Raw genomic sequence first — 25533 nt, forward strand, 5'->3', positions numbered from 1 at the left:
GTTCAGGAGCTCGCGATGGCACTCTCAGAAATGACAGTTCGGCATGCCCGAATCACTGGTAACGACTACACCCTCGGTGACAGTGATGGTCTCACGCTCAACGTGACGGCCAGAGGTGGAAAAGTCTGGCTCTTCCGCTACTACTGGGCGGGCAAGCAGAAGCGCATGTCCTTGGGTTGTTACCCGCAAATCTCCCTCAAAGATGCACGTACTCGACGTGACGAGGCGCGCGCCTTGGTTGCCCAGGGCATCAATCCCTATGAGCATCGTAAACAACAGCGACTTGCTGTTCATGCTGCGAAGGAGCACACCTTCGAGGCCGTGTTCAATCAGTGGGTAGAGTTCCGCAGGCTAAGCCTGAAGGAAGGGCGCCAGAGCACGCTCTCGCAGATCTTGAGAATCTTCAATAAGGACGTCCTGCCCACGCTGGGCGGATGCTCCATCTACGATATCAATCGTCACGATCTATTGGATTTGCTGAGCAGGATCGAACAGCGCAAGGCCTTAACGACTGCCGAAAAATGCCGGACCTGGTTCAACCAATTGTTCCGCTATGCGCTGGTGAAGATCGAGGGGCTGGAACACAACCCAGCTTCAGACCTTGATGTAGTTGCACTACCCAAACCTCCGGTTACGCACAATCCGTTTCTCCGCATGGACGAGCTGCCGGCATTGATGGCTGCTCTTCGAAAATACGGTGGCGCCAACCAAACTCGGCTTGGCCTTCGGTTGTTGCTGCTGACCGGTGTCCGCACGGGCGAGCTGCGGCTGGCGACGCCCGACCAGTTCGATCTGGCGAAGCGTTTGTGGGTCATACCGGCGGAGGTGGTGAAGCAGCTCCAGTTAGCGATGCGGAAGCCAGGTAAGCAGACCCAAAATGTACCGCCGTACATTGTCCCGCTATCGGTCCAGGCGCTGGAGATCGTGCGTCACTTGCTGGACCAGGTGGTCCCTGCGCAACGCTACTTGTTTGCGCATCGAAGCGACCTGAGCAAGCGCATCAGCGAGAACACGCTGAATGGCGCGTTACGTCGGATGGGGTATGCCGATCAACTCACCGGTCATGGCATGAGGGCGACGATTTCGACGGCGCTGAACGAGATCGGATACCCGAAGGTGTGGGTGGATGCTCAGCTTTCTCATGCTGATCCAGATAAGGTGAGTGCGGCTTACAACCACGCGGAGTACGTTGAACAGCGCCGGACCATGATGCAGGACTGGGCGAATCGTCTGGACCTTTGGGGGCAGGGCCAACTGAAAGCGGCAAGTTCTCCGCTGACCATTCGTTTAGAGGGCGCAGCTTCGTTACCTTCGTTGGAAAGCGCGAATGCAAACGCCGTTCTGTACAGCAGTGGCTTCCCAGAGACGACGGTCCCAGCCTCCAAAACGTCCGTCAGCAACGAACCGGTCAACGCGGCTCAGTATTCACCTGTCCTACCTGTTCCAATGCAGACTGAACAGCTGCGCGAACCCCGAGTATCCGACATACAACGCCAGCGCGCCGAGATGCTAGCCATCTATGAAGCTGCGAGTAATTTGCCACTGCTTATCTTCGCCAAACTGGCAGGCAAATCCCGAGATCAGATCAATCGCGATATCAAGGCTCGGCGCCTGCTGTCCCTGAGTCTGGGGAATCGCGGTCAGCGCATTCCCGATTGGCAGCTTGATCCACTGCGGCACAAGTTGGTGCTAGCGGCGTTAGCGCAATTTCCAGATGTCGATGCGTGGAGGCTTTATCGGGCTGTCTGTGAGCCTCATGAACGACTGAAGGATCGTTCGCCAATCGATGTGCTCACACCGGAGAATTTCGACGTGACTGCACGAATCGTTTGCAGTGCGCTGGGTTCGAGCTAATACCAGCGCAGCTTGCGCGTTACGAACCCACTGCCGTTAGGGTGTGGTCTTGAATCTGAGTTTATTAGTGAAAATTCGCCGGCGATTATGTTGGATAGCTTTGCGGGGGGGGGGAGGGGGGCAGCTTTTGCTGATTTCTGCCTCTCCGTTGTTGGCAAAAATCGGAATATCTTTGACGGATTCTAGAAAATTTAGGGCAATTGATATTCGACCAAACAGACGACAGCCAAGTCATTTGGCCTTCCGAATAAGGTCGGTCTGCTTCATCACAAAGACCGAGGCGACACCGGCAAGGTGGTTCACCGTCTGCGCCAGTTCAGGAGGATGTGCTACATAGCCCTCATCCTTTCCGTGTGAAGTTTCATTGCGTAGGGTACCGATTCCGTGAAACATCGTGCCTACACCTTGAAGCATTTCCGAAGCGGCTGGGCCAATGGTGGAGGAGTCACGAAGAACACCTAGCAATCGCTTCATCAATTTCTCAACTGGATAGCTATCGTAACCTTCCTCCCCAAGTATTTTTAGGCAACCTTTGAGCACGGTTTCGATATGCGTGCAGCTGAGAGAAATCGATTGGTCAGGATCTGGTAGCACCAGTCTCCGTGCTTTCAACCACGAATTCAGCAACGTAGAATTATTACTGAACAGATTGTCGAGCTCTGCATCAATCTCAGCTTTCTCCACAGTCACGAATTGAGCAAGGGACTGAACCACAGAAGCAGTTTTCAAAAAATCCCTGTCGAGGCTCTGGAGCAAATCAGCTACCAGCGAATTCAATACTTTTGGATCACTGACGCGTCTCTGCATATCAGTGCCAGCTTCCTCCAACGAACATAGAGTCCAGTAGTCGTATTCGCTGGGACGAGGCACCTCTTTCCACCCAATCTTTAGCTCCCGACCGGTAAATGCGAGATAGCAAGCTGTGTGCCCAATTGGCACAGCTTCTTGGTCAAGAATCTCATCAAAAGCGATAGTTTCACTATTGCCACCACAGCCAAGACCTTCGACTAAATCTAAAAGCTTTTGCTCGAAAGCTCTTAACCCATGCAGTAACTGTAGGTTCTCATTTTTTACCCTTGCTGATCGAGCGGCCAGCTCTGCAAATCCATCTTCACTCATTTTCTGAACTCATCCGTTCTTTCAGATTTTCTAGAATGTAGATCACCATTCCAATTCTGTAAGCCTTCATTCAGCGGCATCACGCTTACGTTAAGGTGCTCCATTGATGGGAGGCTGACCAACCTTGCCGAGATACATGGGCTGCTCGGCGCCAGCAAATGTTGGCAACCATTCCTTGTCTGTTTTGGTATCGATCTCATACTGATAGCTGGTGGTTGAGAAAATGACCTGGGCATTGTTACGTAGGGCAACAGCTTTTAGTGCCCTAATGTAGGCATCTAAATCCTCCCAGTGAATTTCCTGCTGGCGAGGTGTGTCGAACACCAGCACTCTGAAGGGAGAGAGTGGGTCGTTAGTGCACAGTTCAAATAGCGCAGCGTGGAACGCCAGCACTGTTCGAGCTTTTGAGCTGCCTTTGATGATTCCAAGCTTTTCAGTGCCCAATATGGGTTTGAGGTCCGAATCGATTCGGATGTCCCTCGAAATGTTCTTGGAGTTGAGGACGTCGAGCCACTCTGCCATTTTTTGTCCCAGCTCGATCCTGAACTGAAGAATGTCTGGGGATTGCTCACGTGACGTCTGTAGCGAATCCTCAAGCGTAAGAGCGATATCTCTTCTTCTTAATAAATCAAGGTGAATGTTTTTCTGCTGTTCGGATTTTTCTAGCTTGTTTTTTTCTAAGCCGAGTTCAAAAATGTCTGACGCAATTCTGCTGATAGCTTCAATGAAAACTTCAATGCCAGCTTCCCTTTCTGCCAAACCTCTTTGCTGCGCTAGTTGAGCGATTTGCGACTCAATAAATTTTTTCTCGGTGGATATCGCTTCTGACTTCTGTATATTCGAGGCAGTGGATATTTCGAGATCCTTAATCTGGTCTTTTAGGTAAAGCAAGCTTTTTCCGTACGAGTCTGCGCTCACCATGAATATTCCACACGATGGCGAGGTGCATATGTCAGAGAACGAAATAAAGGCTCGCTTGGCTTCTTCATTCAGATTGAGTGTCTCAATCTCGCTCTGTATCTCTTCACGTATTTGTGTTGCACTGGAAATTTTTGAGTCGAGTGCAGCCTCTTCCGATTGCAGTTCGCGATGCCTTCTTCTTAGGTTGCCAATAACATGATCTAGGCTAGAAAGTGAATCGCTTTTTATGTCTTTGGATTTTTTAAGGTCTTCGAGGCGTGATTTTAATTCAGCAATGAGTCTATCAATATCTTCGATCTTTCGAACCGGTGCTGGAAGCTCCTGAGCAATGCGCTCCATCAGTTTTCGGCTATCAACGATAGTGGTATCCAAATAGGCTAGGTCTTTTTTTACCTCAATCGCTTTTTTCTTTTTATCGTAAGAGTTCTGCGGAGGAAAATTAGCCGCTAGCCTGACCATCTCCGAAAATTGATTTTTTATGAAGCCTGGGCGAGGAGGGGCATAATATTCGGAATAGCCTTGATCCTGATCCAGATAAAAGAGAGGCAGCAGCGCGGAAAAATAGGGGGCGGTTGGGGTGTTGCCGTTTGTTACAAGCCTGTCACTTCGGAGATTGAGTGATTTCAGCATGAATTTTGAAAAAACATCTTCATTGTAAAAACGATCCTCGGTCTTATCGTCAACTCTCACCGTTAAATCGAAAGAATCTCCCATCATTCGATCTAGGGTGAATCGTTTTCCGTTGATGAACAGTTTCAATCGCGCCATTTTGCAGTTTCGGACGATATCGTCTCTGAATTGAACATGCAGTCCAAGGCAGAACATCATCGCTTGGATCAAAGGGGTCTTGCCACTACCATTTTTTGCGTATAATTGAGTAATTACATTGCCGAACTCTAGCTCGCCTGAGCGCCAACCATCTGGGTTGTTCTGAATGATTTCAAGCGATTCAAATTTCATTTAACTTAACCTCAACTGCTCGTTCTTTACAGATGTTGCGGTAGGCGCGCTTTATCATCAGTAATGCAATACAGAGCCTGCTTTCATCTTTTAGGATATTATCGATAAGTTTTTTCCCGGAATCCGTTGCTTCAATCCGGGAAGTGCTCTTGTCGATGATGATAAAACCCGTATTTTCCAAAAATGTAAAAGCCTTCACGGTGCGGATTCTCAGGTTTGCAGACCAGCCCAGTTCTTGGCTCGATCCCTTGAAACCTGCAAGGCTTTTTTCAAAGCAAGCGCCTACTAACATTCCGATCTCGTCTTGCTTGGGCTTGGCTCTGGAACGCGCGAGTAGAATGATGGTAAGCGCAATCAGCGGGGTATGGAATAGACTCTCATTCCCCAGTACATCCTGACGTCCCCGGGGGGTGCTTTCGGTCAACAACGCTATCGATTCAGCCCTGGCGGTCGAGACGGCCTCGCGGAAATTCATTGGGCCTCTCCTTTCACCAATTCGGATAGCACTGCGCCGAAAGCCAGCTCTTCGGTGATGTCTGATCGCTCAAGGTCTTTGCTGATTTGGAATGCCAAGTTTGAAATTTCTTCGGTGATCAAGTTCATGTCGATCTGACCGATGGCAATCTTTCTCGCCACTTGTATAATTTTGTTCTTTGCTACGGCCAAGCGAAACTCCAACAGCGCATGCCTATTGGTCCGGTACCAAGCTTCCCAGTTACATTTGAAACCCGCAAATGTGTCCACTGTGCCGTCTGAGAAGCCTGAGCGTTTGAGCATTCGCTGTAGGATAGAAACCGATTTTATGGCTTTATCATCACCTCCTGTCTTGAGAACATGATAGGCGGATCTGGAGATGCAGAGAATGTCTAGGATGTCATTTAGATTTACACTCGCTTTTGCATCCAGTTCTTTTTCGGTGATACCGCTGGAAAGCGGGACGGCAGATCTGTCCTCAATCAAAGACAGTAGCTGGATAATTATTTTCTTAACCTCAAGTGGGTTAAGATTGATCTCGCTGTACTTGAATATCTGGTTCGATGCCTGGGAAACGAAAACATCCTCTTCTTCATTGAGGATTTGCTTTCGAGGTGCCAATGCTAAGTGTGACAGGAAAGCCATCACATCGCCGTCACTTTTGGTGGCGAGAGAAGGTATCAGTTTCTTAGTCTCGTCGATCAGGCTTGCGGTATTTTTGGTTGGGCTTACATTGCCTTTAACTTCTTGGCAAATCTGCTCGACCTCATCGTCGAAGTTTACGTTTGTACAGATTTCAATTGAGCTGCAAGCTTCGCCAAATTCTTCAACGTGAAGTAGCAGTTTTCCTGCGAAGCTGCCTGCCAAGTCATGAACCGGGCTATTTTTCGGCTTTTTCTTCAGGCCGAAAATTTCCATTATGGTGTATTGATGATTGAGCTTGCTTTTAGTTTTTACTTGAACAAACCGATACTTGGATTTTGAGTTGACTATGTGCTTGACGACATAGTCTTCGTGTACGTCGCAGTACACTCTATCTATTTCCCCATTTTCTAATAGAGCCAAGCTTTCTAAGCTGGCGGCTTTGAACTGTGCTCGGAAGCGGTCGATCGTATCTCGTCCGCTTTGTTCCCTAGGGCTGACTTCATGAAGTTTCATTTGGATTATCTTTGCATATGCTGAAATATGAGCGCCCTAGAGCACGCTGAGCTTCTAGATGTAATGCAGAAAAAATCTTTGCGTCGGGTACTGTCGAGCCGTTGAGCGATACGTTGGCGATAACGTGGATACATCTATTTGGTGGTAGATGGAATTTATGCCCGTTGCCAGCTTCTCTTTGGGACGCATGCTCACGTGCTACGCAACATGTCGCAGAGCGTTTGAATTGGTTGCGCGCGGGTGGCGGGCACGATGCTTTATCATTTTGGGTGATGCTGTCCATGCCACCTTCCATTGCCGTCTCTCGCCCGTGAGAGGATTCCTTTTTGGATTCCCTGATGGTGGCGGGAGGCCACTTATAATGCAAGTCAGATTTGAAGGATTTTCCTCGTTGTCTGGGCGAAGCTCAGGCGCAAACAGATAGCTCTCGGCTTGCCGAGGCATTCTCAAATGCTCAGTTATGCGTGGAGTTTCCTTGCTCTTGAGCCTTGCGATACAGCGATTGCAGGGTGTTGCGATGGAAATCTCTGCTGCACCTGATCTTGTTCTGTTGGCGCTGTGCGATTTTGACCCCGTCTTACGGAGTTCATTGACCTACCTCGACGACCCAGAAATATGCTTTAACAGATACCGTCAAAGCAGAATGCCGGTCAGCGAAAACCAACACGCAGTGTCAAAACTGCAGATCGCTACCCTATTGATCAAAGACATCCGCGAAAAAACGATTGTTCATCTGCTGCTCCGACCATAGCGGACCGTACGTGGAAAATCAGAGGCGATTCAGATCTGATAGAATGCGTCGCTGATCCCTTCAGGATTTCCAGCCGTATGTTCAATTTCCTTGTTACTTCTTTAGACGGCGCCTGGGATTACCCCGGCTACGAATACGATAGAAGCCGCTTCCTCGAGTACACAAGCGATGACATTGCTGCGAGCTTTCAGGAGCTAAAGGAACCGCAGTTAAAGGCCCTGATGGAATTACCATGCCTGTTCGCCTATGAAGGTACCCAAGAGGCCATGCGTGTTGGCCGACTGAAGGTAAAATTGCGCAACGGTGGGCGATCGCTTTATGTCGAGCCGGTGTTCGATGAGAGCATAGCCCCCATAGATTTCGAGCTGATTAAACCCCTGCAACCTGCTCTGGATATTCGCGACTGGGAGATCAATCGTACCCACTGGGCTATCAAGGACGAGGATCTCTTTGAGGTCTTAAGGCGGGCAAACCTCGCTCCAGCCCATGCAGAAAGCTCAAAGGTCGTCAAAGCTGACCTCCCGCCTGCGTCGTCCCCCGAAGTCCAGGCAAACAGCGTTGGTGCATTTATTGAACACGTTTTCCGTCTTAACCATGGCGGAAGAGAGGTGTTCTATCGAGGTCATTCTAATAGTAAGAAATATCGGCTTGAGCCTTCGATTTTTCGAAAAGACGAGCGTGGAAATTTTATTTACCGAGATGCGGAAGACCGGATGTATAGGGAGCTACTAGTTTCCAACTCTGTGGACTTCGGTGGTGATATCTACACTCTTGATCGTCTCGTCCGGATGCAGCATTACTCTCTGCCGTCCAGACTGCTCGACATCACGTCCAACCCGTTGATCGGTTTATATTTTGCCTGTAAGAGCCACCTTGACCAAGATGGGGAAGTCATCGTGTTCTCCATGGATCGAGATCAGATCAAGTATTTTGATTCAGATACTGCCAGCTGTATTGCGAACCTAACTCGAGTTTCGAAGGGCTCGAAGGACACCATAGATTTTAGCACTAATGATATCCGTAAGTTTAACAAGCAGAAACCAATCAAACAATTGTTGCATTTTATTAAAGAAGAGAAGCCTTTCTTTGAAGGACGGCTGGAACCCCGTCATCTGCGATCCGTTATATGCGTTAAAGGTAAGCACACCAATAGCCGCATCGCGTTTCAGTCCGGTGCATTCTTGCTTTTCGGAGATGAGGCTATTCTGGACGAGGGCGGGACACCTGACATTACGGTCAATCGCATCGCCGTGACGAACAAACAGAAGGTGCTTCAGGAGCTAGATCAACTGAACATCAACGAGAGTACTGTGTTCCCCTATATTGAAAACTCAGCTAAGTACATCGCACAAAAATTTGCGTTTCGGGAAGCTGATCTGTTGCCGTAGTATATCTTCTGTCAATCCATGCTAAATATTGAATGCTGGATCTGCCTCGATCCGTTACTTGCACGATACCATCGCAAACTAGTGATTTGGGGGAGGTCTAGCCCTGCTAATCCAATTGCGGTGGAGCTCATGGGACGTTGTCAGCCTTTGAGATCTGATCGTCTATTTCTGACTGATTGGTGCCTGTCGCGAAGGAATTTTTTCGACCCAGGGGTGCCGTTGACGAACAGAAGGACAGCGCCTCAGGATGGATAATGAAGCGGTAAAGCAGCGAATGTAAACTTCAGAGTCATCTCTGCATTTCGATTCCCACCAAGGGGGCCGTTGAAATTTAATTTTTTTCGATTCTAAGAAAAGGATTATCAAGTGGCGTCAATTCAAAAAATAGCTTCGGATCCTCAATCAAGTAGCCCTTCAAGGTTGTTTTCTTCCTAGGGCCTTGCACTTGGCATGTCCAGATATTCAGACCGTTGTCTCGCTTCCGGTGAATCTTCAGCTTCTCGAACTGCTTCTGCACCCATCGCCATTCCTCACCTGCGGAATCGGCCCCTAGTGAGATGCCCGGAAACTCCTGAACGTAGCGCTGAAAAAGGCCGGGCGTGACCAGAAATACAGTACCGCTCACCGTATGGATTTTGGCCTTGCTGTCATTGATGATCAGCTTGTGACTCAGGATGCCTTCCTTGACCCACTTCAGGAATTCCTGGCCTGGGTTATCCAATTGAAGCGTTGAAGTCTCGCCAGCATTTTCTGACGGTGCGTCACCGGCCTCAGGCTCTTCCAACTCGAACATGTCCAGCAGCGTGCCGAGGTAATCGGCCTCCTCGAGCGCCATGAGATCCGGCTGCGGTTGGCTTTGAGCTGATCCTGCACTGACTGTCTCGGGCGCAGGTGTTGGTATCTGGGTGTCAGTTGAGTGGTCATGGGCTGCAATGCTCACTGTTCCGCTGAAAGCCTCGGGCCGGTCTTTGTTCCCCCAAATCAACGCCGGTTGAAGGCGCAGAAAAGTGAAACTCTGCTGCCAGGTTCCCTGTGTCACAAGCGCGGTCCAGATGGCTTTACCTTCCGGCGTGGACTCAACCAATCCATGTGACTGCAGCTCGTCAAACACCGCGAGATTGGACGAGGGAATGCCTTCAATCGATTGCGACAGCAGATAGGCTCGCAGCTTGTCCGTGACCGTCTTGCTGACGAGCCAGAGCGCGTCCTGGGTCAGCCATCCCGCGGCACCTGGCTGGTTGAGTTTCAGTTCGTGCTGAACCAGATGACGCAGTCCGCTGATCAAGTGATGTTGCAGCGAATGAATCGGTGCTTGCAGCACCTTGCTCGGGTTACCACCGATGTTCTGTGTGGTGGAAACGCGGTCGGCCTGCATCACCAACTCACCGAGCACGCCGGCACGTTCGTACTGGCCCGCCAGGACATAAAGCAGATTGGCCCACAGTGACGGAAATCCACTGAGCCAATCGAGGATTGGACGGTCGAGAATTTGGGTGTAGAGCAAGCCTGCGGCGGCACCGTGCAGGTGGTAGTCACGGCCCTTGATGTAACGAAAACGGTAGGGCTGATCCAGGGCTCCCTGCCAAGGATGCCAAAGATGGCCGTCTTGGCGTTCGACCAGCAGGTCCACTGCGATCTTGCCGATGTCATGCAGCAGTGCACCATAGGCGATGCCTGCGGACCAGGCATCGGTCTGGGCGGCTTGATCTTCGGGTGCGGCGCCGGTGGGAAGCAGATACGACTGACGCAACTTCAAACTACAAGCGACCAGCTCCAACCCATGGTCGAGCATGCCGCCAAGATAAGCATGGTGGTGCGTCTCGCTGGCTGGAAGCTGCTGGACCAGCTCGGCGTAGCGATGGATCGGATTTAAATAGAGCTGCCTGAACTGCTGATGGGAGAGGGCGGTGTACTGCCAGATGCGATCGAGCAACTGGCGGCGATGCTCGGCTGCTAACAAGCTCTGGGACGATTCGATGGGCAGGTACCCATCGGCGACGTTTACGGTTGGTGGCGGAGGAGGCTTTTGCCTTTTTTGCCGAAACAGACTGAGCATCATGGTCCTCCCGGGAACTGGCAAAGTCAGTTGCCTTTTAGCCTTTTCGGATAGGGCTCTTACCCTTGACTCCCCATTCCCTTCCAACCCTTACCGGTCCTTTTGACGCGGTTCCCTTTGTGCGGCAATTGGAATATCGATTTGTCCTGGTGCCGTTTTGTTGGATGCGCATGCTGGTACGAAAAAGGAAAGTGTCGGTACACTGCGGTGCGAATTTTATTGGGTCTTGCCATGAACCTCACTGACGCCACGCTCGTGCTGCTGCTCGCGGCACGTATCCATGGAACAGACGAAGCCGTCAGGGCCTCGGCGAAAAGCGTGGTCAAGAAGCTTCCGCGCAGCAAGCGTGATCTGATCTACAAGGTGATCGACAGCCGAAGTCCACTCGAGCTGGTGGATTACCTGGCTGAGAATCTGGATACGTAACGGTGTACTGCGGTTACGGGATTACCTCATGTTCTTTGCGTCAGAGCTCCGCAGTGTGGGGATTTTTCTGGGCACAGAAAAAGGGTCCAACTCGTGTTGGACCCTGTGAAGCGATTGCAGCAGTGAGGTAACGATCAAGCTCCATCGTTCATGCATCGCGAATTATCCATTACCGTCTGCTTCTGTTGCTGCTCCAGGTCGAGCACATACTCCGAGGCGCATCGGGCCTGGCCACTGGCGCGGAAAATCGCGCGGTTGTCAGACTTGAGCAGGCCGAGCCAGGAGTCGATATAGCCCTCGTGCCGAAGCTCTCCCCGTATACCGGCGTAGGCACATAAAAAAGCGGCGCCCATTTCGGCGATCAATTCTTCAAATGCATAGCCTGGCGAGCCAAATGGACACGGAGAGGTCACGCCTTCGCGCTGCAATCGAGAGCGGTGTCCGGTCCAGTGCGTCAGCTCGTGAAGTGCAGTGGCGTAGTATCCACCTTGATCGTTGAATTGCGATTTTGTCGGCAGTTGGATGAGATCCCTGATCGGGTGGTAAAAGGCTTCGTCGGCAAATCGATGAATGATATTCGCGCCCGAACTTAGCAACAGGCTTTCGGCAGTACTGTTGGGGAAGAAGGGATCGCTCGATTCCGTATCGAGCACCGTTTCGTTGAGCGTTTCGAGCCCCTCCGTTTGCTCGATGTTGAACAGAAAATGCGTCCTGAGAATCCCGAAATGAGCAACCTTGGGTTGACCGTTTTCATCGAGTACGGGTTGGCCTGATTCGGTCTGTTCCTCGCGTTCCATCGGTTTGTAGAGCACTGCCAGGGTGCTGTGCTCACCCTTCCGGATGTGCCCGCCGGCTTTTTTGGCTTGGTTGAAGGTTAGCCAACGATCTTGAGTGAACCCCTGCAATCGGGCCTCGGCCCAGAGCAACGGTAAATTGATGCCCGAATAGGGACGCTGCGTGATGGCGTTGATGGGATAGGGCTGATGATGAGCGACGGCAGTTGAGCCATTTGAGGACCAGGGTTTGATCCAGGGCGCTACGCCTTGGTCTAACGCGGTAACGATCTTGTCTGTCACGTCTTGGTAGATATTGCGCATGGCATTTCCCTCGAAAAACCGGAGGAACGCCTTGCCCGTCGGGGAGGGTTCCCCGGTGGGTATTGATTGGATTGGTGCAGGACTGCGTATAGCCTGAGTTGGATCAGTGGCCGGGTATGGCCGTTTGCGTTTAGCGTTGCGGCTCTTCCGCAAGCGCTATCAGTAAGGCGTTAGGCTGGTCTGATGCCTGAAGCAGGCTGAGGCTCAGTCGCAGCAATGGTTCATGTTCTGCATTGCTCGCTGAGACGAACTTGACGACCTCAAACGCCACGTAGGGTGCGGTTGGATCGGCCAGGTGAGCTTTGAAGGCTGCGCGTACGATGTTGCTCAGCCTATCGAGCTGCAGCTTTTCAGGATGACTTGAACCATCGAGCAATACTGCGTGTTGCCACGCGTCTGGAGTGAACACAACGGGCAAGCGCAGAGTGTTCAGTGCTTCGCTTGTGAGTGAGTCGGACATGGTGTGCCTCCGTTTATAGCGCGAAGAAACCTGCCCCATAGGGGAAAGAATTTCCCCGCGGTGGTTGAAGAAAAACAAGATGGGTTAGGACGAGCCGAGCTCGAAAGACGCTTGGGGAGCAGTAGGCGTTCATCACCGTGAAGCGTGACCGTGCGAGCCACCGAACGCTAATCGCACTTGGGGCGAACCATCACCGGAGTGACGTAGCTTTGAAGGCTCTGGCTACCTGGGAAGGTGCTGTTGATAACAGCGATCCGTACCCTCTATGTAGCTGGATGATGTGGATGGGTCAACGGCCATACAGGCGCGGATGCACAAGCTGCGTCTTCTGTCTTCCAGTGAAGAGTTTTTCGACCGAGCAAGCTGATAAACGGTTAAGCAAGGGCGGTTTTCAGTAGTAGTCTGTAGTCTCGATTACCACAGAAACACGCTCAGAGGAGGGCGCAATCATGCCGGCTCAGCAGCCACTTCAAATCTCCCGCACACACCGCTGGGCATATGCATGCGGTATGTGCGCAAAACGTGGTTATCGCAAGTTAAAAGGGTTTGAGTCCCGCGTAGTTAAACGTGCGGTGGCGACAGGCATACCTGCAGGTGGGCTATTGGTTCGTGGGGGCTTTCTGGTTACGAAGCTGGCATTGCTCCTTGGGTTGCTCTTTATCGGTTTCTGGTTGGTCGCTTCTGTGGTGACGATGATCGCTGTGATTGGACTTCTGGTGTCCAAGACTACCATTGATGCGGATATTAAAGAGGCGGCACCCGGGCCAGACTACCTTGGTGCCGACCTCTACATCGGTGACTTCGACGACAACGGGCATTACATCGGCGACAGCAAATCATCTAATTGAGCGGCTAGCCGCCCCCACTATTTGATCCGTACCTTTGCTTGCTGAATCACTTGCTGCTTTGCTGCCGTTCGCCAACATGCCTTGAATCCCGTTTCCTATTGCATATCCTGTCCAGCTCATAGCTCCAAGGAACAGCATAGGCAGTACGATGAACATTGCCCCCATCACATACTCAATCACCTGCGCCGTGACCGTTCCATCCATAAATCCGGATGTCGGCAGCGACAATAGCACCTGATTGGAAATCGACACTTGGTTGTACAAAGTGTCGAGCATGCTGGAGTCAACCCAACGGGCCAACTCCCACCAGAACGTCAGCATATGCAGCGTGAACAGCGCGAACGTCACCGTCATGACGGTCTTTAGCTGATAGGTACTCACGAGTAGGATTAGCGGCAAGCTGATGATGACACCCATGATCAGGAAAGCCTGCACCATCGGCAGAGCGGCGCGTAGCGCGTTCATCGCCGGGAAGTTGCTGAAGGAGCCGAGGGCCAGCCCAGTGTTGGTCGCCAGATTATTGAGCCCCTGATTGATCGACCCACCGCGAGCACTGGAGCCGTAGTCCTGATACACCTGTCCGGGCGACATGGACATCGATTGTTGGCGCGGGCTGACCAGTTCGCGCAGGGTGGCATCCTCAATCTCGTTACTCGAACGGCCAGTCAACCAACCTTTTAGCTGAGTCAGCAGCGAAGGATCGACTTGCTCGATCAAGCGCTCGCGCAACCCGACACCGTTGTCACTCCACCACTGTCTGCAAGTGGGGTAGCCCGCGCCATTCTCCAACCGTGGCAAGGAAGTATCTCGGGTTTCCTCATAGGGCCAACTGACTCGCGGTGTCCGTGAGCGATCAGTGTCGTAGTAGCCCGGAGTGTCTAGAAAATAGCTTGAGCCGATCCAGGACGCATCATGACTTTGTGCCTTGTCCAGCTGCGGACGATTGGTGAACAGCCGAGAGCGGGAATAGCCGTAGCAGTCGCGAGTAAAATCGGCGACTTCCTGTAGCAACACTTGGTTATCAATGCGAGAACTGTCGATCTCCATGCGCATCTGTCGGATGTCCGGTGCGCAGGGAATGGAGGCGGTGGCCGCTGCAGTCACTCCTTTACTCAAGGCGTGCACCAGAAACCACCAGATTGGCACGTTGGCAGAGCGCTCTCCGATGGTGTTGAAAGTGGTACCCCAGGCGGTTTCCGCTGGCTTGGCCACGCTGACACCGCAGCGTTGGCTCGCTGCATCGTCGAACGCCATTGAAGCGAGGTTTAGCGGAAAGACCGGCGCGCAGCCGAACAATACGACAATGTAGGCCAGCCAAAGCCGGTTCTCGATTCGAGGTACCGAGAGCAATCCTTTGTTGCCTTCATCAGCGCCTTGCTGACGGGCCGACAACCACTCTTGCAAGATGATCGCGCCGAAGGGCGCAGCGAATAGTCCAGTATCGGACATGACGTTCCAGATACCGTTGTTGATGATCCATGCCAGCAGGGAGAGGTAAAACTCCAAGTAGCTGTTGGTGCTCATGAGCATGGTGGTGACCTCACAATCGAGTGAGCTCGACGCAGGTAAAGAGCAAGAGCCCTAATGTCCCGATGCGTTTCACGCGCAGTCGATCCTGGGGTCGATGTCGGTAGCCCCGAAGCAGATCCCACCAGAGCGCAAAGAGGGCGCCGTAGAGCAGGGCGCGCCACCACCGCAGATAAGATCGTACGGATTCGATTGCCTGCTGCCATGCCTCGAAACTACCCAGCGCAGTACGGCCGATCCAGGCCACCAGTGCGGCGGTCAGGATCATCAGCACGGCAATCCCCAGACTGGAAAGCAACGTGAATAGCGGTGAGCGCTTCATGGCTCACTTGCGCCGGGCGTCAGCGTCGTTGAGTCGGCCGGGCTCGGGGTCGCCTTGCTCGACGGTGCGCGAAGCATCGGCACCACCGGCATGCCGATCAAGCACCAGGCTGGCAGTATTGGTGGCCAGTATCTGCCGGACCTGCAACTCGGTCTGCAGCAGGCGTATTTCGCGCTCCAGAACGTCGATGTTTTTCGTCAAGGCGGTCTGAGCCGGCTCAGCGGAAGCGATGTTCGGTTCGTGGCTGCCTGCCAGCAGCGTGCGCAATAGCAGGAGCGCTTTGTCGAGCACGCTGGACAGGGCCGTCTCACTGGCCAGGCGCCGCGCCAGGAGTTCCTGATCAGGATCGTCGCGCAGGGCTTCGATCACACCGCGGGTGACCGGCAGCATCGGGCTGGAGGCTTTCGCCAGGTTGTCTGGGGTAGGCGGTAGTGAACCCGACAGCAGCCCTTGCAGGGCCTGGAGGCGTTCGCTGTAGGCCTCCTGGATCAACGGCGTCAACCCGCTGCCTGCGGTCGCACGCAGGGTTTCGCAGGTGTCGCAGGTCGCGACTTCGCTTTCGCCCAATACCCGAACGGCCCATTCGGACTCCTCCTGGGGCGAAGCCCAGGTCTGGCAAATAGCCCCGCCTAAGCAGTCGCTGCTACTAATCGAGGAGTTGTCATCCACCGTACGGTTATGCAGCAGGTTATAGCCGGCGCGCACCACGTCGGAAGTCACCCTAATGGGCGTCTGCCCGTTACCTCCGGCCTTTGAGCCACCAACCCAGGACACCCCATTGTTGCCGTTATGGGCCTCGGTGTTTTTCACCGCGGCCACCGCATCACCGCCGGTCTGCTCCAGGTTGCCCTGCATCTCCTGGTTCTTGGCCAGCGCGCCCCAGCCGGCTTGACCGACCTTGTCAGCCATCTTCTCGGCCATGGCCTGGCAGGTCAGTTTGGAACGGTCGAAGTCGATGCGCCCTTGCATCACCCCGTTACTCAACAGCTCATAAAGCCCGGGGTTGGCGCGCTGGATGATCAACGCAGGCAGCGACATCACCGCTTGGGTCGCGTTCTGCACAATGCTGCCCATGATCTGCTGGAACCCTTCGGTGACGCCGTTCAACTGGTTTTGCAAGGTGTTGGTGAGGCTCATGTTTCCGCACATCATGTTCGCCTGCCAGGACCCGCCGACACCGAGTCCGTTGGGGCGATAGAGCGAGCTCGGCGAGCCCGCTGCCGCGCCGCCACCGATGGTGTACATCACCCGGTCGTCGAGCACTTCGCCTTGAGTGCCTAGACGGTAATCGTCCTCGGCGGCATGGGCATGCGTGGCCACGGCGAGCAGCCCGCAGAGCAACAAGCTCATCGGGCCCAACCATGATCCTGCGAGAAGTCGACTCATGACGTACCACCTTCGAAGTCGATGCTGAACAGGAGGGTCTGTCCCTCACGCTTGCAGCAACTATAGGGACGCCACAGCGACCAGGAGTAGCCGCCATCCACGCTCTGCACCGGTTCACTGGGGAAGATGGCACATGTGGGTTGAACCCGGGGGGAGAGCAATTGCCATTTGTGGGTCGAAGCGTCATTTTCCATGATCGGACCGGGCGGCCAGTATCCGTCGCGTGGAACAGGTGTGAGCGGTAAGTACGCATGTGGCTGCCAGTTGCGAGTAATGAAATCACCCGCCCGTTGCGCCATCACCGCAGCGGCTTTGAAGTCGTCGGGTTGTACCAGAAATCCTTGCCGGGGATAGACGTTGCCCCACATGTTTCCCGCGATCTGATGACCGATCTCACGGACCCCCGGTATCAGCGACTCGGGGTAAAGGCTTTCCGGTATGCCCAGGCGCCAGGCCAGCGAGTCCAGAGTGCTCAGGTAGTAGGGCATGAACGCAGTAGCGCCGCTGGCGCAGGCGTAGCCGGATTGCGAAGCCAGTTGTGTGGCGACCCAGCCACCAGGGTGACCGATGCCATCGATGTTCTTGAAGCGGGGTAGGTTGTCGCGCTGGGTGTTCGGCGTGATCAGGTTACCGCCACCTTCCGCACCATTGATGGGAACGGAGAGGGTGGCCATCTCGGTCCATGGATTATTGCCGGTAGTGGCGTAGCTCGAAACCACCAGCTCAGGAATGAAATGACGCACCTTGGTCGAGGTTTTGACTGTGCAGCCGAGGGGTGTGCACAGGAGCCAGAAACAAATAGCGACGACCCTGTATTCGAGACAGCTTGGCGAAAGTGCAGAGGACGTAATGCTACCGGTGTCCAGCGCCATGCTTGGGCCGCACGCTAGCAGCACGCTCAGCGCCAATGGCCGTAGCTTTGTGGGCGGGATGGACGAGCAGGCAACGGGCATGATCCAGGCTCTCGGTGTATGGCCTGGGCAGGTTCGGTTAGGGACTGAAGAATGTCAGCGGGTATTATGAAGGCGGATCTGCCGGATTTGTGAGACGTGAGACTATTATTTGACGTGAAGGGTGCTGCGCAGGATATCGGGTTCTACAAGTAGCTGATCTGCGGTAACTTCGAAAATATTGGCGAGTTTGCATAGGACCAGCAATGACGGATTGCCCGTGCATCGTTCGATTTGACTGACGTAGGTACGATCCAGCTCGGCCATGAGCGCCAATTGCTCTTGGGTCAGGTTTTTCACGCGTCGCATCAAGCGGATGTTTTCCGCCAACTGCAGACGGAGCTGTTCGAAGTCTTGAGTCATGCGCGCAAATTGCGCCTTGAGGGACTCTCAATCCACGGGATATAGTCTACATTGGCATTGATCTAGGCTATTTGATGCCCTTGCCTGTTATCGAGCGCTCATTTGGTGTCGTTAAGATTTCGAGGCTGGACTGCGCGTCTAACAATAAATCAGAAATCTAGGGTGTGTATGGACGAAAACTACGTTTCAATTCCTGCGGCGGATGGTTGCTCGAGTCTTCTGACACCTTGGGGCAACGAATTTGCCCCAATGATCGAACGTGGCGTGCAATGCGCCCAGGCTTGGCTTGATACGTCCGGCGAGATTCCACTGTGGTGGGAATTGGCGCAAACGCGCAAAACCTTTCCTGTCGGTGACTGCCAGGATGCTTTTGAAGCAGGTTTTTTGTTGAGGATTCAGCAGCGGCTAAGCAGTGTGCCACCCAGCCCAAATCAAGGCTGAAAAGAACTTCCCTAAAGACGCGTTCAAACACAAAGCTCGAACCGCTCCCAGAGTTCAGCCAGCGTTTCGGCTGCTGAAACCCCAATACCAGCGCTCTTGCAGAGTTGGTATTGGGTAATCGCCACCAGCGTCTAGTTAACCGCGTCTTTCAGCGATTTACCGGCTTTGAAACTAGGCGTCTTCGAGGCCGCGATCTTGAGGGTGGCGCCCGTTTGAGGGTTACGTCCGTCGCGCGCTGCGCGCGCCTTGACCGCAAAGGTACCAAATCCAACCAAAGTGACGTTTTCACCGCCTTTCAACGCAGTGGATATGATGGTTGTGAGGGCATCCAGTGCGCGTCCGGCGGTGGACTTCGGCAGGTCGGCGGAGCTCGCTATGGCCTCGATTAGATCGTTTTTGTTCATGTGTGACTCCTTCCGCTTGGCTGAGTGTCGACGAGTAATCTACTCAGATAGTCCTTGGATATCTACCACAAAACCGCACTCCAGCCCTGCGCAGACGTAACGCTATTTGGTCTTCAAGTCTATCCTAACGTCCCGATTCCTCGGGCCTGGTCAATACGCTCAGCTACCTGGAAAGCCGCTTCCAACTCCGAGCAACCGTTCTCCTGCATCAACCTCCAGCGCTCGGCTTTTTCCTCCGGCTCCGTCATGGCCAAGGCGAGATAGAGGCTGGGTGGTACGGCTCGAAACAGCGTTTCGAGTTTTTTCGACAGCACGACCCCCTCAGTGTATTTCCCGGGCTCCTTACTGGCGGAGAGCAACAAAGCTATCTGTGCCGGCGTGAGCTTCTTGAAGCGGGCGATTTCCTCTATTTCCGCAGGTGGCATGTTCAAACAAATCCACCATTCGATCATGTTGAGCATGGTCTGCGCGGCAGTGGGGAAGTCGGCAAGGTTTTGCGTCGCCAGCCAGAACCAGGCCCCGAGCTTGCGCCACATCTTCGTCCCCTTGACTACAAATGGCGCCAGTAGCGGGTTCTTGGTGATGATATGGCCTTCGTCGGTGACCATGATGATTGGTCGACCCAAGTACTGGTCGCGCTCGGCAAGGTTGTTCACGGTGTTCATCAGGCTGATGTAGCTGATGGACATCTGGGCTTCATAGCCTTCGCGAGCGTACGTGGCCAGATCGACAACGGTCACATCGCTTTCGGGCCAAGGCGTACCCTCGCGATCGAACAGTTCGCCCTCGAATCCCTGGCAAAACAGGTCGATGGACTCGCCCATTTCCTGGGCACGTTCACGACGCTTCTCCGGTAAGTGCAAGTCGACGGCGGTGCGCAGCAAGGCGTCACGCACATCGCGGGTCAGTACCTGGCGACCCGCCGCGACACATGCCTGTGCCGCATCGAAAATGCACTCGCGGATCAGGCTGCGATCAGCCCGGCTCAGACGAGCTTCTTCCTTGGCCTCGCCGCCGGTGATCATCAGGCGAGCGGTGATTTCCAATTCGCCAAGCACATCGCGTTGGTCTTCGCGACTGGCTACCGCCTCATCGTCCCACTCATCAATCGACAGGTTCGCCACTTGATCCGGCTGCTCGACAAGGCGCCGGGCATCGGCGAACGGGGCGAGGCTGATCGAGGTGCCAGGTTTCAGTTGGACCTTGTTGACCGACAGATCCTGTGTTGCGAAGTAGTCGCCCTGCAAACCAAACGAATTGCCGGCCTCGACGATAAACAGGCGAGGGCGGTACACCGCCATGACCTGCATCAGCAGGGTGACCAGGGTGGCCGACTTGCCGGCACCGGTCGGACCGAACAAGAGCAGATGACCGTTCATGGCCCGGTCCAGGCGTGACAGCGGATCAAAGCTCAACGGCGAGCCACCACGATTGAACAGGGTGATACCCGGGTGACCGGTGCCGGTGCTGCGGCCCCACACCGGAACCAGGTTCGCCAGGTGCTGGGCGAACATCAGGCGGGTGTACCAGTTGCGCGTGTCGCGGGCCGGGTTATAGGCCATCGGCAACCAACGCAGGTAGCTGTTGCAGGCGGCGACTTCATCGCCTTCGCGTACCGGTTGTAGCCCCGCGCCCAACAGCGCGTTGGCCAGGCTGACCGAGCGCTGGTGCAGTTGCTGTTCATCGTGGCCGCGCACGTAGAACGCCAGGGTGCCGCGGTACAGCTTGTGCTGGCGACCGATGATCGCGCGAGCCTCTTCGACATCCTGACGGGTCTGGGTCGAGGCTAGGTTTTCACCGATGGCTTTGCGCGCCAATCGGTTTAACTGATCTTCGAGCACATCCTGCGGGTTGACCACCAAGGTCAGACTCATCACCGTGCCTTCGGGTAACTGGTCGAACAGGGCATTGACTGCATCACCCTTACGGGTTTCTCCGGTGAGTTGACCAATCGACGGTGCCCGTCGCAGTTTGTCCACCACCATGACCCGATGGGGTTGCCCATCGAAGTACCAGAGTCCTCGTTGCACATCCGAACACGGTTCGTTGAAGAACAACCGTTCGGCGAAGTCGTGATCGAAGGGCAATTCCAGCGACCCGCCATCAGCAGGCTCTGGATAGGCAACACGTTGGTAAAAGCCCTCGGGCGTTTCATTCGTGAGCCTGGGTGCCGGATTGAACCAGGGCAATAACCAGGCATACAAACTGCGGCCATCAACGCGTGCCGATTGCACGCCGCACGCCTGCAACGAAGCCGCAATACGTTCGCAAGCCTGCTGCAGGGATTGAACAGGGGGGAGTCCCGTCTCGTCGGCGCCAGACTCAAGCCAGCGATAGACCACCAGGCGCACCCGGCGGTTATTGCCACGCCAGGGTAGGCGCGTGACCACCTTATCTTCGAACAGGCCACCGGGTTTGGCGATGGCCTGCATATGGCGGCGGCTGAGTTCCAGGTAAGCTTCGGTGAAGACCGTGCCTCGCGCGCTGTCCTGAATATGATTGGTGAGCTGGGTCAGGTAGGGGATGAAGTCGTTGTCGTCCTGGCAGAAAAACTGCGCCACCCAAGGCGCTTGATCGAGCTCGTCAAAGCTATCCTGCAGGGCGTCCTCAAGGGCATCGCGGGCGGCCATCAACCAATCGGGTTCGCGCCCTTCGGTGCCGATGGGCAGTAGTTCAAACACCGCGCCCACTGAGCGATTGTCATCAAGCAGAAAACACTGCTCGGTATCGAGGTATTCGACCCAAGGCAGGTGATCAGTGAAGCTGGGATTGTGCGTATAGAGTGCAGCTTCATCGGCCAAGGTGGCGCGAGGGCGCGCTGAGTGGCGCCAGGCCTTCCACGCGGCAGTGCAGTTGCCCGAATTGTGGGTACGCACTACAGGTCTTCCTGTCGTTCACCAGGCAGTGCGTATTGCACCCGTTGGTAGAACGGAAAGACAGTTGAGTAACCCGGCACCGGTGCCTGCTCGGTACCGCTCAAATGTGGGTATACGTACAGTACCAGATCGGGATTGGGCAGGCGAGGGAACAGGCTGTGGATCTCGTTCGCTGCGGTGCGCGTATACGGTTCCTGGAGAGAAGCGGAGAAGTCTGCCTGAGCCAGCGGACGGCGTAGCTGCTGCCGAGCATTCAGCAGTTGCTGCTGGGTTCCTTGCGAACCGGCACCGTTCCAGATGTCCAGCATGGTTTGCTCGCCATGGGGCAGAAGCGTCTCCTTGTCGGTGGAACACCCCGCCAGGCCCCAGCAGAACAGGCTAATCCAGGTCAGGCAAAGAGGCATGGTCTTTTTCATGGCGAACGCTCCGGCCCTTGGGCTCGTAGTCGATGGTGATCTCATGGTCGAGGTGCAGCGCGACTTGGGCGGCCGGCGGCACGTATACGGCAGCAAAGGCTTCGCCGTAGAGTTTGTTGATCCACTCACGGATGTCGCTGACCCCGCCACTGAGAATTGAATTCAGCGCGCTATTACCACTGCTGCTGGTGATTCCGAGCGTACTGCCGCCCGAACTGATCACGCTGCTGTTGTTCTGTCCATCCCCGAGCAAGGAGGCGACACCGGCGCCAGCTGCCGTGATCAGACTTTGGCTGCCGAGGTACTGCTGAGCGTTTGAGCGGCGCTCACCGGCAATGCAAGGAATGCCATACGGATCGGACAGGTAACCGAGTCCACCGCGGATCTTGTCGGTGTTCGAGCTTTGGGTGGTGGAGGCATTGCGGCTGGCTACCGCCTTCGGCTGAGGCACTGTGCGAATGGTGCCGTTTGTGAACACGAAAGTGATCGACTCGACTTGCCCGCGAACGCAGGATAGCGTCCAGTCACCGGACGCTGTGCCACTCATCACGGCGCCCGCGACGTCTGGCAGGTCGATGCCGTTAGCCGTCAGGTTCTCCGGACCAACCAGTACCTTGAAGGGGTAGGGATCATTCACGGTGCCGTCCACTGGGACTCGGCCGATCAACGCAGTCATGGCGACCGAACCCATCAATGTCGCGTTTTCGGGAATGGTGTAGATCGGCTTCGCGCCTTCGGCACGATCGACGGATCGCGCCAGGTCGTGCTTATTGTTGGTGACCGCACCTAGCGGCTTCTGGCTGCGATCAATAACGTTATCTTTCAAACCTTCCAATGAGTCGAAGGCGGTAGGCAGACTCAGTGCGGAGGAGGTCTTGGTTTTGCCTCGGCCGTCGGTGGACGGAGTATCCGAGGGCTCAATCCACTGCAGCGCATCATCGGCAGAATGCTGCCCTTCGAACTGAGCACCGTCGCTTGGCTCAAGCCCCAATCCGATCGGCATGTCCTTGTCTTTGCCGGTCAGCCCCGAGAGCTGTTCCTGCAATTGTGTCAGCAGACCACGGGCCTGGCGACTGTCCTGTTCCGCTTTGAGTCGCGCTTCGTTGGCTTGGCGCCGGCCTTCATCGACCTGCTGGGTTACGCTGCCAAGCGCGGTCTGGATGCGCGAATCGACACTGTTTTCCCGCTCGCGAAGGCGGTTGTTCTCCGTCTGCAGCGAGTCGTTATGTTTTTTCAGACCGAGCATGTCGGTGCGCATGGCCTTCACCTGGCCGACCAAGGTGGCAACCGTGTCACGTGGGGTATCACCCGCAATGCCGAGCGACTTGGCCTGCTCGGCGGATAACTGGAGGTTGTCCTGAGCAGGCAGACTGTCTGACGAAGGCGAGGTACCACCCGCAACCCAAGTTTTCAGGATGATGAACACCACGCCTAGCAGCACAGCCGGTACCAGCCATTTGAGCAAGGCGTTAGCTTTCATCGTCAGCACCTCGTGCAACGGGCGGGAGCGGCACGGCGTGTTCGAGGCCGGCACCGTGGGTGACGAGGTAGGCAACCGTGGTGTCTTCAGGGCTGCCGACAGGCCCGAGGAAAGCATGCTGGAAGGACGCGGCGAACAACTTGGCCTGAAGCTGACGCGGGTCGAGTTGCACCATCGCTACACCACGGTTGCGTAACTTCACCGCCGTTACCCAGTAATCACCGAGTCGCCATGCGGCGATGGGCGTGCTGGACACGTTTTCAGTCGGAAGCAGGGTCGACAGTGCGGTGCGCAGCTTGAGCGGGACGCGACGTATGCCGGGCAGAGGCTCAACGGTACGTAGAGGTGCGTACAGGCTTTGTGCGGCGTAGCGCGTCAAAGCGACCGGGATCGGCGTACGTTCTGGAACAGGGGCGGTGCTAGATTCAGCCTCGGTAGCTTGCACCTGAGCATTCTTGAGAATACGCACGGGCTCCAGAGGCTGATCGCCGGGCGTGGCCGCGATATCCAGGAGGATAATCTCTCCCGTCGAGACCGATTGCAGTTGCAGGCGGGTCGGAGCAATGGCTTCCGACGCTCGCAGGTACAGCGTGCCGCCGGTTGATTGCACGCGCAGCTTGCCCGTCAGGGTTGAGGGCACACCGACTCGAACAGCCTCATCGACAAAGACCACTCGCTCCTGATTGATAACCAGCGGGACCGCAAGGGGAAGGCGCTCCCAGTGCATCAGCTCGACGGCCTGCGCTGAAACTCCCCATAGCATCAGTGCGATGGTGAGCCCCAGGGTAGAAACCCGCGTCATGGCTCACCTCCAGGCAGAGCAATTTTTTGCGGCGTGCCCTGATAACAGTCCAGTGCCAGCCCCCACTTATTGCGCTCGGGATCCAGATCAAAACGCACCACGCGCAGTGGATAACGCACCACCACCCGTTTCACCGGTTCGGCCGCGTAGTACTCGTCGGCGTTGAGGTCGAGGGTGACCAGCCAGCTATCGCGATCGAGTTGCTTGACCCTGAGCTCCGGATCTTCGCTGTAGCCTCGGCCCAGAATTTCGTAGACACCACGTACCCGCTGGCGCAGTTCGCCAGCGGCCTTGCGGTACTCGTAGTCGCCGTCGAGGAAGGCTTTGCAGGCGGGTGTCAGGTAGGACTGCAAGCTGTAGATAGCGCGGCGGTAATCCTGTTCGCCATCCGAAGGCCAGCGGTTAAGTTGACCGAAGATGTATAGGGCGAAGGCATAGACATTCTCTGAGGGGATATCCCACCACTTGCGCGTGCTGCCCGAGCGCAGATCCGGCGGGACATGCACAGTCAGATCGGTCGGTGCCGAGCGCCAGCCATACCAGAGTCCGGCACAGAGCAAGGCAAGGATCATTACCGCTAGACGTAGGCTGAAAATGTGGGCCTGTTGGGCGTCCACCTTGTTTCGAAAGCGACTCATTGTTGCCACCGGGACAGGGCAGGGCGCGGCCGATGCGAACGGCGAACCGTCCAAGCGCCGGAATGGAGAATTAAACTTCCGCGACCCAGGTGCCAGCGGCTGGCGAGTATCCACTCCAGCTTGCGGTACAACCAGGTCTCGGGGCGGGCGCGTTTGGCCCGACGCAGTAGCGCGCCACCGGCAAATAACACCACCGCCATGCCTGCGATCATGCTGGTCGGCGCCACAGCAATGGAGGAGGTGGCAATCGCCAAAGGGACACCCAGCACCAAGCCGATGAATGCGCCGACACCGAGCGCTACCCACATCTCATCATTGGTCAAACCGCGCAACACGGCGGGATCACGATTGAGTCGCTCGGGCAGAAAAACCAAGGTGCCATCGACAAGGCGTTCGATAGTGTCGTTCATGTCGAC

At 55.0% G+C, this 25533-nt stretch carries 24 protein-coding genes; 5 read left to right on the forward strand and 19 right to left on the reverse strand.

What is annotated here, in order from left to right; all coding sequences use genetic code 11:
• The first annotated feature begins 15 nt into the window (after positions 1–15).
• On the forward strand, positions 16–1854 hold the full coding sequence (locus ACODTO_RS00435; RefSeq protein ID WP_258632357.1) for a tyrosine-type recombinase/integrase: 1839 nt from the start codon (positions 16–18) through the stop codon (positions 1852–1854).
• Between the two features lie 231 nt (positions 1855–2085).
• On the opposite strand, the gene ACODTO_RS00440 is transcribed toward ACODTO_RS00435, so the two are convergent.
• The 4 genes from ACODTO_RS00440 to ACODTO_RS00455 all read right to left on the reverse strand — a co-directional run bounded on the left by ACODTO_RS00440 (position 2086) and on the right by ACODTO_RS00455 (position 6486).
• A complete protein-coding gene (locus ACODTO_RS00440) occupies positions 2086–2973 on the reverse strand; it encodes an abortive infection family protein (RefSeq protein WP_258632359.1) in 888 nt (295 codons plus the stop codon).
• A gap of 90 nt (positions 2974–3063) precedes the next feature.
• A complete protein-coding gene (locus ACODTO_RS00445; RefSeq protein ID WP_214509118.1) occupies positions 3064–4854 on the reverse strand; it encodes a coiled-coil domain-containing protein in 1791 nt (596 codons plus the stop codon).
• A complete protein-coding gene (locus ACODTO_RS00450; protein ID WP_214509119.1) occupies positions 4844–5329 on the reverse strand; it encodes a hypothetical protein in 486 nt (161 codons plus the stop codon). Before ACODTO_RS00450 ends, ACODTO_RS00445 begins: the two co-directional genes overlap by 11 nt.
• The gene (locus tag ACODTO_RS00455; RefSeq protein WP_214509120.1) at positions 5326–6486 is read right to left on the reverse strand and encodes a dsDNA nuclease domain-containing protein; all 1161 of its coding nucleotides are present in this window, start codon (positions 6484–6486) and stop codon (positions 5326–5328) included. The genes ACODTO_RS00450 and ACODTO_RS00455 overlap by 4 nt, the downstream gene beginning before the upstream one ends.
• Before the next feature lie 828 nt (positions 6487–7314).
• On the opposite strand from ACODTO_RS00455, the gene ACODTO_RS00460 reads away from it, so the two are divergent.
• On the forward strand, positions 7315–8625 hold the full coding sequence (locus tag ACODTO_RS00460; RefSeq protein ID WP_258632362.1) for an FRG domain-containing protein: 1311 nt from the start codon (positions 7315–7317) through the stop codon (positions 8623–8625).
• Between the two features lie 331 nt (positions 8626–8956).
• Here ACODTO_RS00460 and mobH read toward each other — a convergent pair whose 3' ends face one another.
• The gene (mobH, locus tag ACODTO_RS00465) at positions 8957–10681 is read right to left on the reverse strand and encodes a MobH family relaxase (RefSeq protein WP_258633556.1); all 1725 of its coding nucleotides are present in this window, start codon (positions 10679–10681) and stop codon (positions 8957–8959) included.
• Between the two features lie 231 nt (positions 10682–10912).
• Between mobH and ACODTO_RS00470 the strand changes: the two genes are divergently transcribed.
• On the forward strand, positions 10913–11107 hold the full coding sequence (locus tag ACODTO_RS00470) for a DUF7740 domain-containing protein (protein ID WP_025214500.1): 195 nt from the start codon (positions 10913–10915) through the stop codon (positions 11105–11107).
• A 134-nt stretch (positions 11108–11241) separates the two neighbouring features.
• Here the strand turns inward: ACODTO_RS00470 and ACODTO_RS00475 are convergent, their stop codons facing one another.
• Both ACODTO_RS00475 and ACODTO_RS00480 read right to left on the reverse strand, forming a co-directional pair.
• Positions 11242–12204 (reverse strand): ArdC family protein, encoded by a 963-nt coding sequence (locus ACODTO_RS00475; protein ID WP_258632364.1) that lies wholly within the window; start codon positions 12202–12204, stop codon positions 11242–11244.
• A 130-nt stretch (positions 12205–12334) separates the two neighbouring features.
• Positions 12335–12664, reverse strand: coding sequence for a hypothetical protein (locus ACODTO_RS00480; protein WP_258632365.1), 330 nt, complete (start codon positions 12662–12664; stop codon positions 12335–12337).
• Between the two features lie 449 nt (positions 12665–13113).
• Between ACODTO_RS00480 and ACODTO_RS00485 the strand changes: the two genes are divergently transcribed.
• Entirely contained in the window at positions 13114–13512 is a 399-nt protein-coding gene (locus ACODTO_RS00485) for a DUF3742 family protein (RefSeq protein ID WP_258632367.1), read from the forward strand.
• Here the strand turns inward: ACODTO_RS00485 and ACODTO_RS00490 are convergent.
• The 5 genes from ACODTO_RS00490 to ACODTO_RS00510 all read right to left on the reverse strand — a co-directional run bounded on the left by ACODTO_RS00490 (position 13501) and on the right by ACODTO_RS00510 (position 18060).
• On the reverse strand, positions 13501–15042 hold the full coding sequence (locus ACODTO_RS00490) for a conjugal transfer protein TraG N-terminal domain-containing protein (protein ID WP_258632369.1): 1542 nt from the start codon (positions 15040–15042) through the stop codon (positions 13501–13503). The two genes, ACODTO_RS00485 and ACODTO_RS00490, sit on opposite strands and share 12 nt — an antisense overlap.
• Positions 15043–15052: 10 nt before the next feature.
• Positions 15053–15361 carry a hypothetical protein gene (locus tag ACODTO_RS00495; protein ID WP_258632371.1) on the reverse strand — a complete coding sequence of 103 codons (309 nt, stop codon included), beginning with the start codon at positions 15359–15361 and terminating at the stop codon, positions 15053–15055.
• 3 nt (positions 15362–15364) lie between these two features.
• Positions 15365–16747, reverse strand: coding sequence for an integrating conjugative element protein (locus ACODTO_RS00500; RefSeq protein ID WP_258632373.1), 1383 nt, complete (start codon positions 16745–16747; stop codon positions 15365–15367).
• Positions 16744–17700: a TIGR03756 family integrating conjugative element protein gene (locus tag ACODTO_RS00505; protein WP_258632374.1), complete on the reverse strand. Its 957-nt coding sequence runs from the start codon at positions 17698–17700 to the stop codon at positions 16744–16746. Before ACODTO_RS00505 ends, ACODTO_RS00500 begins: the two co-directional genes overlap by 4 nt.
• Positions 17701–17805: 105 nt before the next feature.
• Positions 17806–18060 (reverse strand): helix-turn-helix domain-containing protein, encoded by a 255-nt coding sequence (locus tag ACODTO_RS00510; protein WP_258632375.1) that lies wholly within the window; start codon positions 18058–18060, stop codon positions 17806–17808.
• Between the two features lie 168 nt (positions 18061–18228).
• Between ACODTO_RS00510 and ACODTO_RS00515 the strand changes: the two genes are divergently transcribed.
• Complete coding sequence (locus ACODTO_RS00515; protein ID WP_258632377.1) at positions 18229–18501, forward strand: LasR-specific antiactivator QslA; 273 nt, start codon at positions 18229–18231, stop codon at positions 18499–18501.
• 131 nt (positions 18502–18632) lie between these two features.
• On the opposite strand, the gene ACODTO_RS00520 is transcribed toward ACODTO_RS00515, so the two are convergent.
• The 7 genes from ACODTO_RS00520 to ACODTO_RS00550 all read right to left on the reverse strand — a co-directional run bounded on the left by ACODTO_RS00520 (position 18633) and on the right by ACODTO_RS00550 (position 25527).
• Positions 18633–18905 carry an HU family DNA-binding protein gene (locus tag ACODTO_RS00520; protein WP_258632379.1) on the reverse strand — a complete coding sequence of 91 codons (273 nt, stop codon included), beginning with the start codon at positions 18903–18905 and terminating at the stop codon, positions 18633–18635.
• A 119-nt stretch (positions 18906–19024) separates the two neighbouring features.
• Complete coding sequence (locus tag ACODTO_RS00525; RefSeq protein ID WP_258632381.1) at positions 19025–21781, reverse strand: conjugative transfer ATPase; 2757 nt, start codon at positions 21779–21781, stop codon at positions 19025–19027.
• Positions 21781–22197 (reverse strand): TIGR03751 family conjugal transfer lipoprotein, encoded by a 417-nt coding sequence (locus ACODTO_RS00530; protein WP_258632383.1) that lies wholly within the window; start codon positions 22195–22197, stop codon positions 21781–21783. Before ACODTO_RS00530 ends, ACODTO_RS00525 begins: the two co-directional genes overlap by 1 nt.
• Positions 22160–23677, reverse strand: coding sequence for a TIGR03752 family integrating conjugative element protein (locus ACODTO_RS00535; RefSeq protein WP_258632385.1), 1518 nt, complete (start codon positions 23675–23677; stop codon positions 22160–22162). Before ACODTO_RS00535 ends, ACODTO_RS00530 begins: the two co-directional genes overlap by 38 nt.
• Complete coding sequence (locus tag ACODTO_RS00540; protein ID WP_258632386.1) at positions 23667–24479, reverse strand: TIGR03749 family integrating conjugative element protein; 813 nt, start codon at positions 24477–24479, stop codon at positions 23667–23669. The genes ACODTO_RS00535 and ACODTO_RS00540 overlap by 11 nt, the downstream gene beginning before the upstream one ends.
• Positions 24476–25117, reverse strand: a complete 642-nt coding sequence (locus ACODTO_RS00545) for a PFL_4703 family integrating conjugative element protein (RefSeq protein WP_258632388.1) — start codon at positions 25115–25117, stop codon at positions 24476–24478. Before ACODTO_RS00545 ends, ACODTO_RS00540 begins: the two co-directional genes overlap by 4 nt.
• Complete coding sequence (locus ACODTO_RS00550) at positions 25114–25527, reverse strand: TIGR03750 family conjugal transfer protein (RefSeq protein WP_258632390.1); 414 nt, start codon at positions 25525–25527, stop codon at positions 25114–25116. Before ACODTO_RS00550 ends, ACODTO_RS00545 begins: the two co-directional genes overlap by 4 nt.
• Between the last annotated feature and the right edge of the window lie 6 nt (positions 25528–25533).

This window comes from Pseudomonas sp. FG13 (genome assembly GCF_057809755.1).

Bases quoted from the DNA above. Each gene is read 5' to 3' on its own strand.
- ACODTO_RS00435 (WP_258632357.1), top strand. From the start codon at position 16: ATGGCACTCTCAGAAATGACAGTTCGGCATGCCCGAATCACTGGTAAC.
- ACODTO_RS00440 (WP_258632359.1), bottom strand. From the start codon at position 2,973: ATGAGTGAAGATGGATTTGCAGAGCTGGCCGCTCGATCAGCAAGGGTA.
- ACODTO_RS00445 (WP_214509118.1), bottom strand. From the start codon at position 4,854: ATGAAATTTGAATCGCTTGAAATCATTCAGAACAACCCAGATGGTTGG.
- ACODTO_RS00450 (WP_214509119.1), bottom strand. From the start codon at position 5,329: ATGAATTTCCGCGAGGCCGTCTCGACCGCCAGGGCTGAATCGATAGCG.
- ACODTO_RS00455 (WP_214509120.1), bottom strand. From the start codon at position 6,486: ATGAAACTTCATGAAGTCAGCCCTAGGGAACAAAGCGGACGAGATACG.
- ACODTO_RS00460 (WP_258632362.1), top strand. From the start codon at position 7,315: ATGTTCAATTTCCTTGTTACTTCTTTAGACGGCGCCTGGGATTACCCC.
- mobH (WP_258633556.1), bottom strand. From the start codon at position 10,681: ATGCTCAGTCTGTTTCGGCAAAAAAGGCAAAAGCCTCCTCCGCCACCA.
- ACODTO_RS00470 (WP_025214500.1), top strand. From the start codon at position 10,913: ATGAACCTCACTGACGCCACGCTCGTGCTGCTGCTCGCGGCACGTATC.
- ACODTO_RS00475 (WP_258632364.1), bottom strand. From the start codon at position 12,204: ATGCGCAATATCTACCAAGACGTGACAGACAAGATCGTTACCGCGTTA.
- ACODTO_RS00480 (WP_258632365.1), bottom strand. From the start codon at position 12,664: ATGTCCGACTCACTCACAAGCGAAGCACTGAACACTCTGCGCTTGCCC.
- ACODTO_RS00485 (WP_258632367.1), top strand. From the start codon at position 13,114: ATGCCGGCTCAGCAGCCACTTCAAATCTCCCGCACACACCGCTGGGCA.
- ACODTO_RS00490 (WP_258632369.1), bottom strand. From the start codon at position 15,042: ATGCTCATGAGCACCAACAGCTACTTGGAGTTTTACCTCTCCCTGCTG.
- ACODTO_RS00495 (WP_258632371.1), bottom strand. From the start codon at position 15,361: ATGAAGCGCTCACCGCTATTCACGTTGCTTTCCAGTCTGGGGATTGCC.
- ACODTO_RS00500 (WP_258632373.1), bottom strand. From the start codon at position 16,747: ATGAGTCGACTTCTCGCAGGATCATGGTTGGGCCCGATGAGCTTGTTG.
- ACODTO_RS00505 (WP_258632374.1), bottom strand. From the start codon at position 17,700: ATGCCCGTTGCCTGCTCGTCCATCCCGCCCACAAAGCTACGGCCATTG.
- ACODTO_RS00510 (WP_258632375.1), bottom strand. From the start codon at position 18,060: ATGACTCAAGACTTCGAACAGCTCCGTCTGCAGTTGGCGGAAAACATC.
- ACODTO_RS00515 (WP_258632377.1), top strand. From the start codon at position 18,229: ATGGACGAAAACTACGTTTCAATTCCTGCGGCGGATGGTTGCTCGAGT.
- ACODTO_RS00520 (WP_258632379.1), bottom strand. From the start codon at position 18,905: ATGAACAAAAACGATCTAATCGAGGCCATAGCGAGCTCCGCCGACCTG.
- ACODTO_RS00530 (WP_258632383.1), bottom strand. From the start codon at position 22,197: ATGAAAAAGACCATGCCTCTTTGCCTGACCTGGATTAGCCTGTTCTGC.
- ACODTO_RS00535 (WP_258632385.1), bottom strand. From the start codon at position 23,677: ATGAAAGCTAACGCCTTGCTCAAATGGCTGGTACCGGCTGTGCTGCTA.
- ACODTO_RS00540 (WP_258632386.1), bottom strand. From the start codon at position 24,479: ATGACGCGGGTTTCTACCCTGGGGCTCACCATCGCACTGATGCTATGG.
- ACODTO_RS00545 (WP_258632388.1), bottom strand. From the start codon at position 25,117: ATGAGTCGCTTTCGAAACAAGGTGGACGCCCAACAGGCCCACATTTTC.
- ACODTO_RS00550 (WP_258632390.1), bottom strand. From the start codon at position 25,527: ATGAACGACACTATCGAACGCCTTGTCGATGGCACCTTGGTTTTTCTG.